This window comes from Rhodococcus sp. 06-235-1A, assembly GCF_002258785.1.
Lineage (GTDB): Bacteria > Actinomycetota > Actinomycetes > Mycobacteriales > Mycobacteriaceae > Rhodococcoides.
The window spans coordinates 54,372-68,621 of sequence record NZ_NOYI01000024.1; the positions used below are offsets into that span (position 1 = coordinate 54,372).

The 14,250-nt window shown below is 63.1% G+C and carries 20 protein-coding genes; 9 read left to right on the top strand and 11 right to left on the bottom strand.

The genetic code is table 11. The annotated features are described in order from the left end of the window. Positions 1-15: 15 nt before the first annotated feature. The 11 genes from rpsQ to rpsJ are packed head-to-tail and all read right to left on the bottom strand — an operon-like array spanning position 16 to position 5,316. Positions 16-294: a 30S ribosomal protein S17 gene (rpsQ, locus tag CH275_RS22540; protein WP_032376635.1), complete on the bottom strand. Its 279-nt coding sequence runs from the start codon at positions 292-294 to the stop codon at positions 16-18. Next, positions 291-536, bottom strand: coding sequence for a 50S ribosomal protein L29 (gene rpmC, locus CH275_RS22545; RefSeq protein WP_094680463.1), 246 nt, complete (start codon positions 534-536; stop codon positions 291-293). Before rpmC ends, rpsQ begins: the two co-directional genes overlap by 4 nt. Continuing rightward, on the bottom strand, positions 536-952 hold the full coding sequence (rplP, locus tag CH275_RS22550; protein WP_027496313.1) for a 50S ribosomal protein L16: 417 nt from the start codon (positions 950-952) through the stop codon (positions 536-538). Before rplP ends, rpmC begins: the two co-directional genes overlap by 1 nt. 3 nt (positions 953-955) lie before the next feature. Next, entirely contained in the window at positions 956-1,765 is an 810-nt protein-coding gene (rpsC, locus tag CH275_RS22555; protein ID WP_027496312.1) for a 30S ribosomal protein S3, read from the bottom strand. After that, on the bottom strand, positions 1,765-2,187 hold the full coding sequence (rplV, locus tag CH275_RS22560) for a 50S ribosomal protein L22 (RefSeq protein ID WP_037188319.1): 423 nt from the start codon (positions 2,185-2,187) through the stop codon (positions 1,765-1,767). The genes rpsC and rplV overlap by 1 nt, the downstream gene beginning before the upstream one ends. Beyond that, entirely contained in the window at positions 2,184-2,465 is a 282-nt protein-coding gene (rpsS, locus tag CH275_RS22565; RefSeq protein WP_008718309.1) for a 30S ribosomal protein S19, read from the bottom strand. The genes rplV and rpsS overlap by 4 nt, the downstream gene beginning before the upstream one ends. Before the next feature lie 13 nt (positions 2,466-2,478). Next, positions 2,479-3,315, bottom strand: coding sequence for a 50S ribosomal protein L2 (gene rplB / locus CH275_RS22570; RefSeq protein ID WP_008718311.1), 837 nt, complete (start codon positions 3,313-3,315; stop codon positions 2,479-2,481). Between the two features lie 39 nt (positions 3,316-3,354). Next, positions 3,355-3,660 (bottom strand): 50S ribosomal protein L23, encoded by a 306-nt coding sequence (rplW, locus tag CH275_RS22575; protein ID WP_027496310.1) that lies wholly within the window; start codon positions 3,658-3,660, stop codon positions 3,355-3,357. Next, positions 3,657-4,334: a 50S ribosomal protein L4 gene (rplD, locus tag CH275_RS22580; protein ID WP_094680464.1), complete on the bottom strand. Its 678-nt coding sequence runs from the start codon at positions 4,332-4,334 to the stop codon at positions 3,657-3,659. Before rplD ends, rplW begins: the two co-directional genes overlap by 4 nt. Further along, the gene (gene rplC / locus CH275_RS22585) at positions 4,331-4,996 is read right to left on the bottom strand and encodes a 50S ribosomal protein L3 (RefSeq protein ID WP_027496309.1); all 666 of its coding nucleotides are present in this window, start codon (positions 4,994-4,996) and stop codon (positions 4,331-4,333) included. The genes rplD and rplC overlap by 4 nt, the downstream gene beginning before the upstream one ends. Before the next feature lie 14 nt (positions 4,997-5,010). Beyond that, positions 5,011-5,316 carry a 30S ribosomal protein S10 gene (gene rpsJ / locus CH275_RS22590; protein WP_003938093.1) on the bottom strand — a complete coding sequence of 102 codons (306 nt, stop codon included), beginning with the start codon at positions 5,314-5,316 and terminating at the stop codon, positions 5,011-5,013. Between the two features lie 490 nt (positions 5,317-5,806). On the opposite strand from rpsJ, the gene CH275_RS22595 reads away from it, so the two are divergent. The 9 genes from CH275_RS22595 (at position 5,807) to CH275_RS22635 (ending at position 14,222) form a co-directional block, all read left to right on the top strand. After that, complete coding sequence (locus CH275_RS22595) at positions 5,807-6,301, top strand: hotdog fold domain-containing protein (protein WP_094680465.1); 495 nt, start codon at positions 5,807-5,809, stop codon at positions 6,299-6,301. Between the two features lie 12 nt (positions 6,302-6,313). Then, positions 6,314-7,219, top strand: a complete 906-nt coding sequence (locus CH275_RS22600) for a prephenate dehydrogenase dimerization domain-containing protein (protein ID WP_094680466.1) — start codon at positions 6,314-6,316, stop codon at positions 7,217-7,219. A gap of 32 nt (positions 7,220-7,251) precedes the next feature. Continuing rightward, positions 7,252-8,205, top strand: a complete 954-nt coding sequence (locus CH275_RS22605) for an AurF N-oxygenase family protein (protein WP_094680580.1) — start codon at positions 7,252-7,254, stop codon at positions 8,203-8,205. Positions 8,206-8,324: 119 nt separating this feature from the next. Beyond that, positions 8,325-9,296 carry an ATP-binding cassette domain-containing protein gene (locus tag CH275_RS22610; protein WP_094680467.1) on the top strand — a complete coding sequence of 324 codons (972 nt, stop codon included), beginning with the start codon at positions 8,325-8,327 and terminating at the stop codon, positions 9,294-9,296. Next, the gene (locus CH275_RS22615; RefSeq protein ID WP_094680468.1) at positions 9,293-10,150 is read left to right on the top strand and encodes an ABC transporter permease; all 858 of its coding nucleotides are present in this window, start codon (positions 9,293-9,295) and stop codon (positions 10,148-10,150) included. The genes CH275_RS22610 and CH275_RS22615 overlap by 4 nt, the downstream gene beginning before the upstream one ends. A 10-nt stretch (positions 10,151-10,160) precedes the next feature. After that, positions 10,161-11,015, top strand: coding sequence for an ABC transporter permease (locus tag CH275_RS22620; protein WP_094680469.1), 855 nt, complete (start codon positions 10,161-10,163; stop codon positions 11,013-11,015). Between the two features lie 87 nt (positions 11,016-11,102). Continuing rightward, positions 11,103-11,984 (top strand): glycosyltransferase, encoded by an 882-nt coding sequence (locus CH275_RS22625; RefSeq protein ID WP_179276293.1) that lies wholly within the window; start codon positions 11,103-11,105, stop codon positions 11,982-11,984. A 218-nt stretch (positions 11,985-12,202) separates the two neighbouring features. Beyond that, positions 12,203-13,120 carry a glycosyltransferase family 2 protein gene (locus tag CH275_RS22630; RefSeq protein WP_094680471.1) on the top strand — a complete coding sequence of 306 codons (918 nt, stop codon included), beginning with the start codon at positions 12,203-12,205 and terminating at the stop codon, positions 13,118-13,120. Positions 13,121-13,292: 172 nt separating this feature from the next. Next, entirely contained in the window at positions 13,293-14,222 is a 930-nt protein-coding gene (locus tag CH275_RS22635; protein ID WP_094680472.1) for an esterase/lipase family protein, read from the top strand. Positions 14,223-14,250 lie beyond the last annotated feature (28 nt).

Consider the following 14,250-nt stretch of genomic DNA (forward strand, 5'->3'; position numbering starts at 1 on the left):
TCGAGCACAGGGTGCTTACTTGGCCTTCTCGAGGACCTCGACCAGTCGCCAGTGCTTGGTGGCGGACAGCGGACGGGTCTCCATGAGCTGAACGCGATCGCCTACGCCGGCGTCGCCCTTCTCGTCATGTGCCTTGACCTTGGTGGTACGACGGATGATCTTGCTGTAGAGGGGGTGCTTGACCCTGTCCTCGAGCTCGACCACGATCGTCTTTTCCATCTTGTCGGATACGACGTAGCCGATCCGGACCTTACGGTTGTTGCGCTCTTCAGTCACAGTGTTTTCCTCGCTCATGCTGCGTCACCTGCTGTGCCCTCGGAAGGACCAGAGGCCAAGCCGAGCTCACGTTCGCGGAGCACCGTGTAGATACGCGCGATCTCGTGGCGCACCACGCGCAGTCGACGGTTGTTGTCCAACTGGCCGGTAGCCATCTGGAAACGAAGGTTGAACAGCTCTTCCTTCGACTCACGCAGCTTGGTGACCAGCTCTTCACCGGTGAGCTCGCGGAGCTCTGCGGCTGGGGTTCCGGTAGCCATCAGAACTGCTCCTCCCTGGTGATGATGCGTGCCTTGATGGGCAGCTTGTGGATGGCGCGAGTCAATGCCTCACGCGCGATGGTCTCGTCGGGGTACGACAGCTCGAAGAGCACGCGACCCGGCTTGACGTTCGCGATCCACCACTCGGGCGAACCCTTACCGGAACCCATGCGGGTCTCGGCAGGCTTCTTGGTGAGCGGGCGGTCCGGGAAGATGTTGATCCAGACCTTGCCGCCACGCTTGATGTGGCGAGTGATCGCGATACGAGCGGACTCGATCTGACGGTTGGTGATGTAGGCGGGCTCGAGAGCCTGGATGCCGTAGTCACCGAATGTCACCTGAGTTCCGCCCTTGGCGGCACCCGAACGCTTCGGGTGGTGCTGCTTGCGGTGCTTGACCCGGCGGGGGATCAACATGCGTCAGCCCTCCTGAGTGGGCTCGGTCGAGGCCGGAGCCTCGGTTGCGGATGCCGCGCGGCCGGCCTCGGTGCTGGTCGCCGTGGTGCCCGAGGCACCGCTGCGACGCGGACGAGTGGGACGCTCACGACGGGGACGGTCTGCACCGGCGGCCGGAGCCGCAGCGGCAGCGAGTTCACGCCGTCCGCCGACGATGTCGCCCTTGTAGATCCAGACCTTCACGCCGATGCGGCCGAAGGTGGTCTTGGCCTCGTACAGCCCGTAGTCGATGTCGGCACGGAGTGTGTGCAGGGGAACGCGTCCCTCGCGGTAGAACTCCGAGCGAGACATTTCAGCGCCACCGAGACGGCCGGAGCACTGAACACGAATGCCCTTGACGTTCGGCTGACGCATGGCCGACTGAATGGCCTTACGCATTGCGCGACGGAATGCGACGCGGTTGCTGAGCTGCTCGGCAACACCCTGAGCCACGAGCTGAGCCTCGGACTCGGCGTTCTTGACCTCGAGGATGTTGAGCTGAACCTGCTTGCCGGTCAGCTTCTCGAGAGCTCCGCGGATGCGGTCGGCCTCGGCGCCACGACGACCGATGACGATGCCGGGACGTGCCGTGTGGATGTCCACCCGAACACGATCACGGGTGCGCTCGATCTCGACCTTCGCGATGCCTGCGCGCTCCATGCCGGTGGCAAGAAGCTTGCGGATCTCGACGTCTTCCTTGACGTACTCCGAGTACTGCTTGTCTGCGTACCAGCGCGACTTCCAGTCAGTGGTGATACCCAAGCGGAAGCCGTGCGGGTTGATTTTCTGACCCACTACTGAGCCCCTTCCTTGGACGCCTGGCCCTTACGACGGTTACGAGACGTTCCGCCGGTCTTGGGCAGGCTTTCGACGATCACCGTGATGTGGCTGGTGCGCTTACGAATCCGGAATGCCCGGCCCTGAGCGCGCGGCTGGAATCGCTTGAGGGTTGCACCCTCGTCGACGAAAGCAGTGGCGACGATCAGCGTGCTGGGATCGAGATCCAGGTTGTTCTCGGCGTTGGCCGCTGCGGAGGCGATCACCTTGGCGACCGGCTCGCTCGCTGCCTGCGGCGCGAACTTGAGGATGTTGAGCGCGTCCTCGACGGAGCGCCCACGAACCAGATCCACGACGCGACGTGCCTTCATCGGCGTGACGCGAACGTGCTTCGCTACGGCCTTGGCAGTCGGATTGGCGGTGGGGGTGAAGTTGGTCATCGCCTCTTCGCCTTCCGGTCGTCCTTGATGTGACCCTTGAACGTGCGGGTCGGTGCGAACTCCCCGAGCTTGTGGCCGACCATGGAGTCGGACACGAACACCGGTACGTGCTTACGACCGTCGTGGACGGCGAAAGTGTGACCGATGAAGTCGGGCAGGATTGTCGATCGACGGGACCAGGTCTTGATGACCTGCTTGGTTCCCTTGTCGTTCTGGACGTCAACCTTCGCGAGGAGGTGATCGTCTACGAACGGGCCTTTCTTCAGGCTGCGTGGCATTCTGAACTCCCTCCTAGCGCTTGTTCTTGCCGGTACGACGACGACGGACAATCAGCTTGTCGCTCGCCTTGTTCTTGCGGGTACGGCCTTCCGGCTGTCCCCAGGGGCTGACCGGGTGGCGTCCACCGGAGGTCTTGCCCTCGCCGCCACCGTGCGGGTGGTCGACCGGGTTCATCACGACACCACGAACGGTCGGGCGCTTGCCCTTCCAGCGCATGCGGCCGGCCTTGCCCCAGTTGATGTTCGACTGCTCGGCGTTGCCGACCTCGCCGACGGTTGCGCGGCAGCGCACGTCGACGCGACGGATCTCACCGGACGGCATACGCAGCGTGGCGTAGGGGCCTTCCTTGCCGAGGAGCTGAATGCTCGCTCCAGCGGAGCGGGCCATCTTCGCGCCACCGCCCGGACGGAGTTCGACCGCGTGAATGGTCGTACCCGTCGGGATGTTGCGCAGGGGCAGGTTGTTGCCGGGCTTGATGTCGGCGTTGGCACCCTGCTCGATCGGCGATCCCTGGGCGATGCCCTTGGGTGCGACGATGTAGCGCTTCTCGCCGTCTGCGAAGTGCAGCAGTGCGATGTTCGCGGTGCGGTTGGGGTCGTACTCGATGTGAGCGACCTTGGCCGGCACGCCGTCCTTGTCGTTGCGACGGAAATCGATGAGACGGTACGCACGCTTGTGACCGCCACCCTTGTGCCGGGTGGTGATACGACCGTGTGCGTTACGTCCACCGCGACCGTGCAGCGGGCGGATCAGCGACTTCTCGGGGGTCGAACGCGTGATCTCAGCGAAATCGGAAACGCTGGAGCCACGACGGCCCGGGGTTGTCGGCTTGTATTTACGGATTGCCATGAGTCTTCTCGTCCTCTATATCCGAAGAGTCCCAGTCGCTTACGCGACCGGACCTCCGAAGATCTCGATGGGCTTGCTGTCGGCGGAGAGCGTTACGAGCGCGCGCTTGGTGTCCTTGCGCTTGCCGTAACCGAACCGGGTCCGCTTACGCTTGCCCTGACGGTTCATCGTGTTGACGCTGGTCACGGTGACGTCGAAGATCTTCTCGACGGCAATCTTGATCTGCGTCTTGTTCGAGTCCGGGTGCACCAGGAACGTGTACGTGCCTTCTTCGATCAGTCCGTAGGACTTCTCGGAGATGACCGGTGCCAGCAAGATGTCGCGGGGATCGGCGATCGTGGTCACTTGCTTGCCTCCTCGTTCTTTGCAGGCCCAGCGATGAAGGTGTTCAGCGCTTCCACGCTGAAGATGACGTCATCGGCGTTGAGCACGTCGTACGTGTTGAGCTGGTCGGGTGCGATGGGATGCACGCCGTCCAGGTTCTGGACGCTCTTCCAGGCCGCGGTGTCCTCGCGTCCGACGACGAGCAGGACCTTCTTGCGGTCCGAGAGCTCGGCGAGGAACGACTTCGCACCCTTGGTGGATGGAATCTGTCCGGCGACCAGTTCGGTGATCACGTGGATACGCTCGCTGCGTGCCCGGTCGGAGAGGGCACCGCGCAACGCGGCAGCCTTCATCTTCTTGGGGGTGCGCTGGCTGTAGTCACGCGGCTGCGGTCCGTGGACCGTGCCACCGCCGACGAACTGAGGTGCGCGGGTCGAGCCCTGACGGGCGCGGCCGGTTCCCTTCTGGCGGTACGGCTTCTTGCCACCGCCGCGAACCTCGCCACGAGTCTTCGTGGAGTGCGTTCCCTGGCGTGCCGCTGCGAGCTGCGCAATGACGACCTGGTGGAGGAGCGCGATGTTCGCGGGAGCGTCGAAGATTGCCGAAGGCAGATCGACGGTTCCGTTGGTCTTGCCACCGGCCTCCTTGACGTCCAGCGTCAAATTGGTTTCGGTCTTCTTGTCGAGGCTGGTCATGCCCGTGCACCACCCTTCAATGCAGACTTGACGATCACGACGTTGCCGCGACGGCCCGGGATCGCTCCCTTGATCAGCAGCAGACCGTTCTCGCTGTCCACCTTGTGGACCGAGAGGTTCTGCGTGGTTACGCGATCGCCGCCCATACGTCCGGACATGCGCATTCCCTTGAATACGCGGCCCGGCGTTGCGCAGCCACCGATGGATCCGGGGCGACGGTGGACAGCCTGTGCACCGTGGCTCGCGCCCTGACCCTTGAAGCCGTGACGCTTCATGGTTCCGGCGAAGCCCTTGCCCTTGCTGGTTCCGGTGACGTCGACGTATGCGCCGTCCTCGAACACTGCAGCGGTGAGCTCCTGGCCGACCTCGAACTGCGAGGCGTCGGCAACGCGGATCTCCACGATGTGGCGACGCGGCGTGACACCTGCCTTCTCGAACTGGCCGGTGGTGGGCTTGTTCACCTTGCGCGGATCGATCGCACCGAATGCGACCTGGACGGCGCTGTAGCCGTCACGTTCCTGGGTGCGGATCTGGGTGACCACATTGGGGCCTGCCTTGATCACGGTCACCGGAACGACGCGGTTGTTCTCGTCGAAGACCTGGGTCATTCCGAGCTTGGTGCCCAGAATTCCTGTCGCAGGCCGGTTCTTGTTATCAGTCATCGTTGTCTCCGCGCTCACTGGATGTTGACGTCGACACTGGCCGGGAGGTCGATGCGCATGAGCGCGTCCACCGTCTTCGGTGTCGGGTCGAGGATGTCAATGAGCCGCTTGTGAGTACGCATCTCGAAGTGTTCGCGCGAGTCCTTGTACTTGTGCGGCGAACGGATGACGCAGTACACGTTCTTCTCTGTCGGCAACGGCACCGGTCCGACGACGCGGGCACCCGTACGGGTGACCGTTTCGACGATCTTGCGCGCTGACGCGTCGATCGCCTCATGGTCGTAGGCCTTGAGCCTGATGCGGATCTTTTGTCCCGCCACGCTTAGTGTCCTTTTCTTGCCGCTTGGTCGTAGAACGGGCCGTTCGGCCTGCTCCACCTCGTCTGCACAGTCCCCGAGCCGGCGGAATCCCTCCGACTCGAACTGCCTTCGTGCACACACGACAGTGAAAAACGTTGACGACCAGGCGTGGCCTGTATCCGTTGCCGCTCTTCATCTGTCATGGTTCTCCGGTCCACGCGGTCGGGCGTGTCGTGATTCCGCTCATTCTTCTGCGCTGAAACTTTCGCTTCAACCATCCGAATCGAACGAAACCCGCACCGATCGAGCTGGTGGTCCGGACGCGCTCACGTGGAGCGCTGGTCTCATGTCTTGCTCAGCCGGCCCTGGGGCCGACTCACCTGTTTCAGGCCGCACACATGCGCGTCCCGTGTCCAGGCAACCCGACCAGTATGCCGCAGTCCGGGCGACAGATCAACTCGGGGTTCGTCGATGTCCGCCGCGCTACCTTACCGAGCAGTAAGGTAGCGCCATGACCACAGTCGAGAGCACCACGGGCGCGACCTATCGCGCCTGGTCGAAGCTTCCCAGCAACTCTATCGGGTCCGCCGTGTTCTCCGTCGGCATGTGTCTTCGGGTCCCCTACTTCGCGTCCGTGCTGCCGCGGGTGGTGGCCCTCGAACCGGGTCGCTGCGAGGTGACCGCACCCAAATGGTTCGGTGTCCGGAACCATCTGGGCACCTTCCATGCCATCGCCGCATGCAATCTCGCCGAGGTCGCGATGGGCATGCTCGCCGAGGCAACGGTTCCGACGTCGCACCGCTGGATTCCCAAGTCCATGAACGTCGAGTATCTGACGAAGGCCACCACGTCGCTGCGAGCTGTCGCCGAACTCGACGGTCTCCCCGACTTCGCAGCCGTCACCGACGGACTCGACATCGTCGTGCCGGTCTCGATCCGCGACACCGCGGGCGTCGAGGTGGTGCACGCGGACATCACCATCTGGGTCTCTGCCGCCTCGCGTTGACATACTCGACCGATGAACTCGGTGAGGCATTCGAGGAGTGATGACTCGGTCGTGGTGGTCGGCGGGTCGGGGGCCGTCGGCAGCCTGATGGTCGAGCTGCTCCGCGGGGACGGCATCGCCGTGACGATCGTCGATGTGCACGCCCGTCCCGACGCGGCCACTCCCATCACCGTCGGAAACATCACCGATCCCGACGACCTGCTCGTTTCGGTACTGGCCCGTGCGGCGACGGTGATTCTGGCGGTACCCGAATCGGTGGCGCTGGCAGCGGATCTGTCGGCCGTGCGCTCCGACGCCCTTCTGGTGGAAACCCTGTCGGTGAAGTCCGGGTTCGCCCGCCACCTGAACGACGCCGATCATCTCGGTGCGGCAGTGGGCATCAATCCGATGTTCGCGCCGTCGCTGGGAATGTCCGGACGCCCGGTCGCCGCCGTCGTACATCGCCGGGGACCACCGGTGGACGCCTTCCTGGAGAGCATCGCGCGGTGGGGTGGTCGCGTGGTCGTTCTCGACGCCGCGCGCCACGATCGCCTCGCCGCCGCGACGCAGGCCCTGACGCATGCGAGTGTTCTGGCGTTCGGGCTGGCCCTGGCCGAGCTGGATCTTCCGTTCGTCGAGATCGACGCCGTTGCGCCTCCCCCACACACGACGATGCTCGCAGTCCTTGCGCGCATCACCGGCGGCGAACCCGAGGTCTACTGGGATGTTCAGGCCGGCAATCCCCACGCCGCCGAGGCCAGGGCGGCCCTACGTCGGGCGGCTCGGCAGGTGAGCGAGACGGTGGACTCCGGTTCCGAGGCCGAGTTCGCTCGGCTGCTGAGCCAGGCAGAGGCCGCTCTGGGCGGGAGCGGGGATCGGTATCGGGCGGTGTGCGCGGAGATGTTCGGTATCGTTCGAGGTAGCAGTGGTAACCGATGACCACGAGTACGAGCGCGGAGGCGAGGCACGCGATGTTGGAACAGCCGTCGTTGCCGGAGTTCGATTCCGACGATGTCGTCGAGAGTGCGGTCGTCGCCCGGTTGGCGAAGAACTGGGCGCAGCGGGCCACTGTGAAGAAGCCGGAACCCGAGCTGGACGATCTGTTCGACACGACCAAGCAGGACTTCCCCGACGCCCTCATCCCCTTCGGCGAACACGACACCTTCACCGGCGCGACCCCCGAGCAGCAGGATCGACTGCGTGCGTGGGGTTGGATCGCGTTCAACAAGAATGTGATGGACGTCGAGCAGCACGTCGTACACCCCGGTTTCGCTCTTCTGGCTCAGGACGTCTTCGAGACCGGCATGGGCGACACCCTGGCCGTCGCGGTGACCCAGGCGATGGTGGACGAGCAGTACCACACGCTGATGCACCTCAACGCGAGCGCAGCCACTCGCCGCGGGCGCGGATGGGCTCTGTCGGAGCGGTCCTTGCCCTTCAGCTCCACCGTTCGCCGGCAACGTACGGCGCAGGCAACCAGTGATGACCCCTGGTCGGCAGCGATCAGCTCGCTTGCCTTCATGACTGTCGCAGAGATCTCCATCACGTCCTATCTGGACCTGATCGAGGACGACGATGTGATTCAGCCCATCAACCGAGCAACCGTCAAGCTGCACAACCGCGACGAGTACTGCCATGCATCGATTGCCGACGACATGGCCGCGATCGTGTTCGACCGACTCGCGCCCAACGATCGCCGAAAGTTCCTGGACGGTCTCGTCGACGGCATGGACGCGTTCTCGAGCAGCGACTTCTCCACCTGGGGACGCATCCTCGAACTCGAAGGCGTCCGCGGTGCCGAGAAGATGCTCGCCGACGTCGAACAGGACAGGAGCCGCCGTCCTCTCGTTCAGGATTACAGCGGGCTGCGATCTCTGTGTCGGAAGCTCGACGTCGAGGACAGCATCGAAATCGACTGGAGTTGACAGCCGAGCTCACCCGGCCTTGACCCGCAGGTAACATTTCCGGGGAATTCCGGTATCAAGTAGTGGCCCTCGACCCATGAGTCCGGTCCGACCATTCGTCCCAACAGCTCGGAGATTCGATGTCGTCAGCTCAACACGCAGCCGTACACGTGGAGGACGTGCACAAGTCCTTCGGCGATGTGCATGCGCTGCGCGGCATCAGCTTCTCCGCCGAGCGAGGAACCGTACTGGGCATTCTCGGCCCCAACGGTGCCGGCAAGACCACTACTGTGAAGGTGCTCTCGACCCTCATCGCACCGGACAGCGGCAGAGCCTTCGTCGCAGGCCACGACGTGGCTGCCGATGCCCCGGCGGTACGACGCTCGATCATGATGACCGGGCAGTACGCAGCCCTCGACGACACCCTGTCGGGCCGCGAGAACATCGAACTCTTCGGCCGTCTCATGGGTCTGGACAAGAAGGCCGCGAAGACCCGTGCCAAGGCCCTGCTCGACGAGTTCGACCTCTCGGACACCGGCAAGCGGCCCGTACGTGGGTACTCGGGCGGCATGCGTCGCCGAATCGACATCGCGTGTGGCTTGGTCGTGCGCCCGGAGGTCGTGTTCCTCGACGAGCCGACCACCGGACTCGACCCACGTAGCCGGCAAGGTGTCTGGTCGCTCGTCGAAGCACTCAAGGCGCAGGGCATCACCGTGCTGTTGACCACGCAGTACCTCGAAGAAGCGGACGTGCTCAGCGACAACATCATCGTCATCGACAAGGGCACGGTCATCGCCGAGGGCACGTCGGATCAGCTCAAGGCCATGACCGGTGGTAGCTACTGCGAGGTCGTTCCGCTCGATCCCGGTCAGCTTCGAGCCGCCGCCGCCGCACTGGGTGACATGGTTCCTGCCGCCGTACATGCCGAGATCACCGCTACCTCCGACCGGCTATCCGTGCCTGCGCCCGACGGCGCGGCAACGCTGTCCGAGATCCTGCGCCGCGTCGACGCGGAGGGCATCGTGCTGGCCGACATCGCACTGCGGCGACCCTCGCTCGACGACGTGTTTCTCACCCTGACCGGCCACTCTCAGACGAGTACGACCCCATGACGGCCACGACGCGAGGTTTGGCGAAGACGCACTCGGTCACGGCACCGCGAACCGCAGCCGGATCGACGACACAGCAGCCGAAACGGCGTTCGAGGACCAGGCCGTCCGGCTTCGTGCAGTGGCAAGCTCTCACCGGTCGAGCGCTCTGGACCATGCTGACCCAGGGTGAGTTGCTGATCGCGGTCATCGCGCCGCTGATCTTCACCATCGGCTTCTATCTGCCGTTGAAGTTCGTAATGGGCCTACAGGGCATCAACTACGCGCAGTTCCTGATGCCGATCATCGTGTTGCAGGCAATGGCGTTCACCGCCATTTCCGCCGCACAGAGGGCATCCATGGAGGCGATGAGTGGACTCAATTCTCGCCTGAAGACGATGCCCGTCGTGCGTGGTGTCCCGTTGGTCGCGCGTATCTCGAGTGGCGTCGTCCGCTCGGTGGTCTCGCTCGTATCGGCCCTCGGGTTCGGTTACGTCATCGGTTTTCGCTTCACTGCAGGATTTGGTCAGGCCCTGTTGTTCTGCGCACTCGCCATGCTGATCAGCACCACGTTGTCGATCGGTGCCGATGCGATCGGGACGCTGTCGAAGAGCCCGGAAGCGACCAGCCAGGTATTGACCCTTCCCCAGCTCATCCTCGGTATGGCCTCGTGCGGGTTCGTTCCGGAGAGCGGTTTCCCGGAACTCATCCGACCGTTCGTTCGCAATCAACCGATTTCTCAGTTCTCCTTCGCGATGCGGGACATGGCCGAAGGCGGAGTCAGTTTCCAGGTGTTGTGGCCATCCCTCGCCTGGGTGGCCGGCCTGATCCTGTTCTTCGTCCCGCTCGCCATCTGGGCGAGCTCGAGACCAGAATGACGAGTCCGAGATGACGATGTCCGAAGCGTCGGTGAATACCACGCGCGTATCCAACTTGACCTTTCCCGAACCCAACAGGGCCCTGCCGGAAGGCTCCATCCGTGCACTCGGGACCCATAGCCTGATCCAGGCCAAGCGTCTTCTGATGCGATGGATGCGCGATCCGTCGACGATGATTCAAGCGCTGCTGTACCCCGCATTGATGCTGGTCATGTTCCGTGTCGTGCTCGGGAACTCGATTTCCGCGGCCACCGGATCGCCGGCGATCTACGGGCAGGTGCCGATGATCGCTCTGGTCGGCGCGATGTTCGGGTCCATAGTCAGCGCCGTCGGCCTCAAGGGCGAACGAAAGTCGGGTTTGTTGTCGCGGTTCTGGACAACCCCCACTCACCGGGCAGCCGGCCTGCTGGGCAGAATGATCGCCGAGGCAGTTCGGGTGCTCGTGACCACCACAGTCATTATCACTGCCGGTGTGGCCTTGGGGTTCAGATTCACGCAAGGACTTCAAACCGGCATCTTGTTGCTCCTGATTCCGGTCGTGTTCGGTATCGGTTTCGCAGTCATGATCACGTTCCTGGCCACCGTCGCCGGCGATGCACCGCTCGTGGAGGTGGTGTCGATCTTCTGCACGCTGTTGATGTTCTTCAACGCCGGGTTCGTCCCCGTGCTCGCCTACCCGCCATGGCTTCAACCGGTCGTCGCGGCACAGCCGATGTCGGTGGCGGTCAATGCAATGCGAAACCTGGCAATGGGAGGTCCGGTCCTGACGCCGGTGTTGCACACTCTCGCGTGGTCACTCGGAATGGCAGTTGTTTTTCTGATCCCCGCAATCCGCGGTTACAAGAAAGCCTCCGCTACGGGGTGACCTGCCGAGCTCCGGTGGCCGGTGTCCAAACAAGGGCCAAGACTGTGCGCGTTCGCTTTTGGAGTGATGGACTCGTACGCTTCCCATGTGACACGTCCCACACCGTCCGTCTCGGTGATCATTCCAGTAGGCGGCTTCGACCGATATCTGGCCGAGCAACTCGCCGCGCTGACAGTGCAGGACTACCCCGGCCCCGTCGAGGTGATCGTCTCCGACAACCGCGGTGATCCTCGGCTGGCCGAACATGTGCAGCGCATGTCCGCCACCGTCGGACCGCCGGTCCGTTATGTCGACTCCGCAAGACTCTCCGGTGCCGCTCACGCCCGTAACGAGGGCGCACGGGTGGCCGCCCACGACTTCCTGGCATTCTGCGATGCCGACGACGTGGTCCGGCCCGGTTGGATCTCGAGCCTGATTCAGCTGGCGCAGAACGCAGATGTGGTGGGCACTGCACTCGACGCATCGAGGATCAATTGTGAGAAAGCTTTGAATTGGACTCCGACTCCGGCACCGACCGAACAAGGAAAGTCGGCGTTTCTACCGTTCGCAATCGGTGCCAGCTTGGGTTGCTGGAAAACGGTCTACGAGGCGCTCGACGGAATGGACAACACGTTCAGGGCAAGCCAGGACGTGGAGTTCAGTTGGCGTGCACAGTTGGAGGGGTACACCCTCGGGTTCGACCAGGAAGCCCAAGTCGACTATCGGCTCCGCAGCCGTCTGCGTCCACTCATGACGCAATCGTTCCGCCTGGGTTACGGGTCCACAATGCTGCGCGGGGTGTACCGACCCAGGGGGTGTCCACCGGTCCCGCTGTCCAAGGTCGTGCTCGCCTGGCTCGAACTCGCAGTGCGCAACCCGTTGTTGCCGGTGGCGATCACCAGGCTGCCGCGGGGCCTGTGGCTTCGCGCGGTATGGCCCCGGGCCGGAGAATTGCGCGGTGGCTTCGGCCACCGAGCCTTCACCTGGTGACCGGCGGGGCGCAGGGGCCATCACCACACATGCAGCATGCTGCACGCGCGACCATTGCGAGTTGTCGAATCACTCGGCACTCATCCACCGGAGAACCGGCTCGACTGGACCGAACCAGGTAATTCACCGGTTCGACCCATCTCGAGACGTCGATGAACCCGTTAAATATCAGAAAAAAATCTTTGACGCATATGCATTCGGTGGATATCGTTGGGTAAATGACAGCGCCAACGCTATCGGTGATCATTCCAGCTTTCGACGAAGAAGATTACATAGGACCGTGCCTCTCCGCGCTGCTCGAGCAATCCGAATACATTCACGAGTTGATCGTCGTCGATAATAATTCATCCGACGCAACCGCAGATATCGTCCAATCCTTTCAGCATGAAAACCCCATGGTTCGGCTGATCTCCGAATCCGAGCCCGGCGTCGTCTACGCACGTGACGCGGGGTTTCGCGTCGCCACCGGCGACGTGCTCGGCAGGGTTGATGCAGATACTCGCGTGCGACCGGATTGGGCCCGGCAAATTGTCCAGTATTTCGCCGAAAACCCGGAATCGGACGTAGCGGCAGTTACCGGTCTCAACAATTCCTACGATTCCCCTTTCCGAACCCTCAAAGGGCGTTGGGTTCGAAAGCAGGTCGAAAAAGGACATTTCGGAGGAATACAGCAATTCCCCAATTTGCACGGCGCGAACATGGCTCTTCGCCGCGATGCATGGAATGCGGTCGAGCATTCCGTGAGCTGCAGAGACGATATCCACGAAGATTTGGATTTGGCTCTGTGTGTCGACGCAGCAGGTGGCAGAATCATGCAACTGACCAACCTGATGGTCGACATATCGCCGCGCCGTGCTCTGACGCCGCCCTCCGAATTCACTTCTTACTTGGATGCGATTTCCGTCACGTACGAACTGCACGGCCGCAACACTGAGGCCCTGCAGAAATCACTGAAGCTTCGGTGGTGGTTCCATGCCCTCCTGTGGTTGCTGCACCTGCCATACGACCCGCAACGCGGGCGCTACTCCGTTCGGCGACTACTGGTTCCCGCCACTCGGCGGGTCTTGCCCATCCGAACTCACACGGCGACGCGGACGGCCGGCAGATCCACTGCACACTCCGCCGCAGCGAGTTAGTCGATCGCCCAACGATGACGGCAGAACAGCAGTTGATCTGACAAGGCACAAATAGGAACACACAACGAACGGGTACTGTATTGGCGTTCGCCCGGCGACATCTCTCGAGGATGACGCTCGGGTTTCCTTCCGGTAACGCCGGATCGCTTGACGCCAGGAGTACTGAAGCTTCATGATTCGCACGTTCGCCCGCGCTGCCGCGACCGTCACGGCTGTATTGGTCGTTTCTGCGGCGTCACAGTTCGCCGCCTCAGCTCAGCCCGTCGAGGTGCAGTTGCCTGCGAATCTTGTACAGCCGCAGGTGGCCGGCGCGAACGACTGGAACTGCAAGCCGTCAGCAGAGCACCCTCGTCCTGTCGTCCTGGTTCACGGAACCGGAATGAACAGCACCGCGTGGACAGTTCTGGCACCCGAACTTCAAGATCTTGGCTACTGCGTATTTGCCATCAACTATGGTGCAGTCCCGCGTCTGTTGGACCCCAACACGGTGGTGTGGGGCGCAGGTGACATCACTCAATCGTCGAAGGAGCTCGCGACGTTCGTCCAGTCGGTTCGGGACGCCACGGGAGCGCCGCAGGTCGATCTGGTCGGACATTCGCAGGGAGGAATGCTGGCCAGGCAGTACATGAAGTTCGACGGTGGGAGCGACCCGGAGGATCCGGCGCGCAATGTCGTGCACTCCTTGATCTCTCTCGGTGCGACCAATCACGGCACGTCGTTCGGCGGGCTGCAAGCCATGACTGTCGACCTCGAAGCATTCGGACTGCCCGGTCGACTCGTCACGCCGTTCTGGTTCGGCCCCGCGGGCGCACAGCAATTGATCGGCTCTCCTATCCTGGCAAGCCTCAACTCAGGCAGCGAGGTCGAGCCCGGTGTCGAATACACAGCGATCGCAACGCACGCGGATGAGGTGTCCACCCCTCCAGAGGGCGCGTTCCTGAACGACAACGGGACCGCCCTCGTCCAGAACAGGTGGGTGCAAGATGTGTGCCCTGCGGCCACGACGACGCACGACGGATTGATCCGTGATCCCGCGCCTCTGTACATGGTGAAGGTCGCGCTGGACCCCACCTACGGTGAATCGAATCCTGCTCCCTGCTGACGAGCAAGCGTAGCCCTCCGCAGAAAGA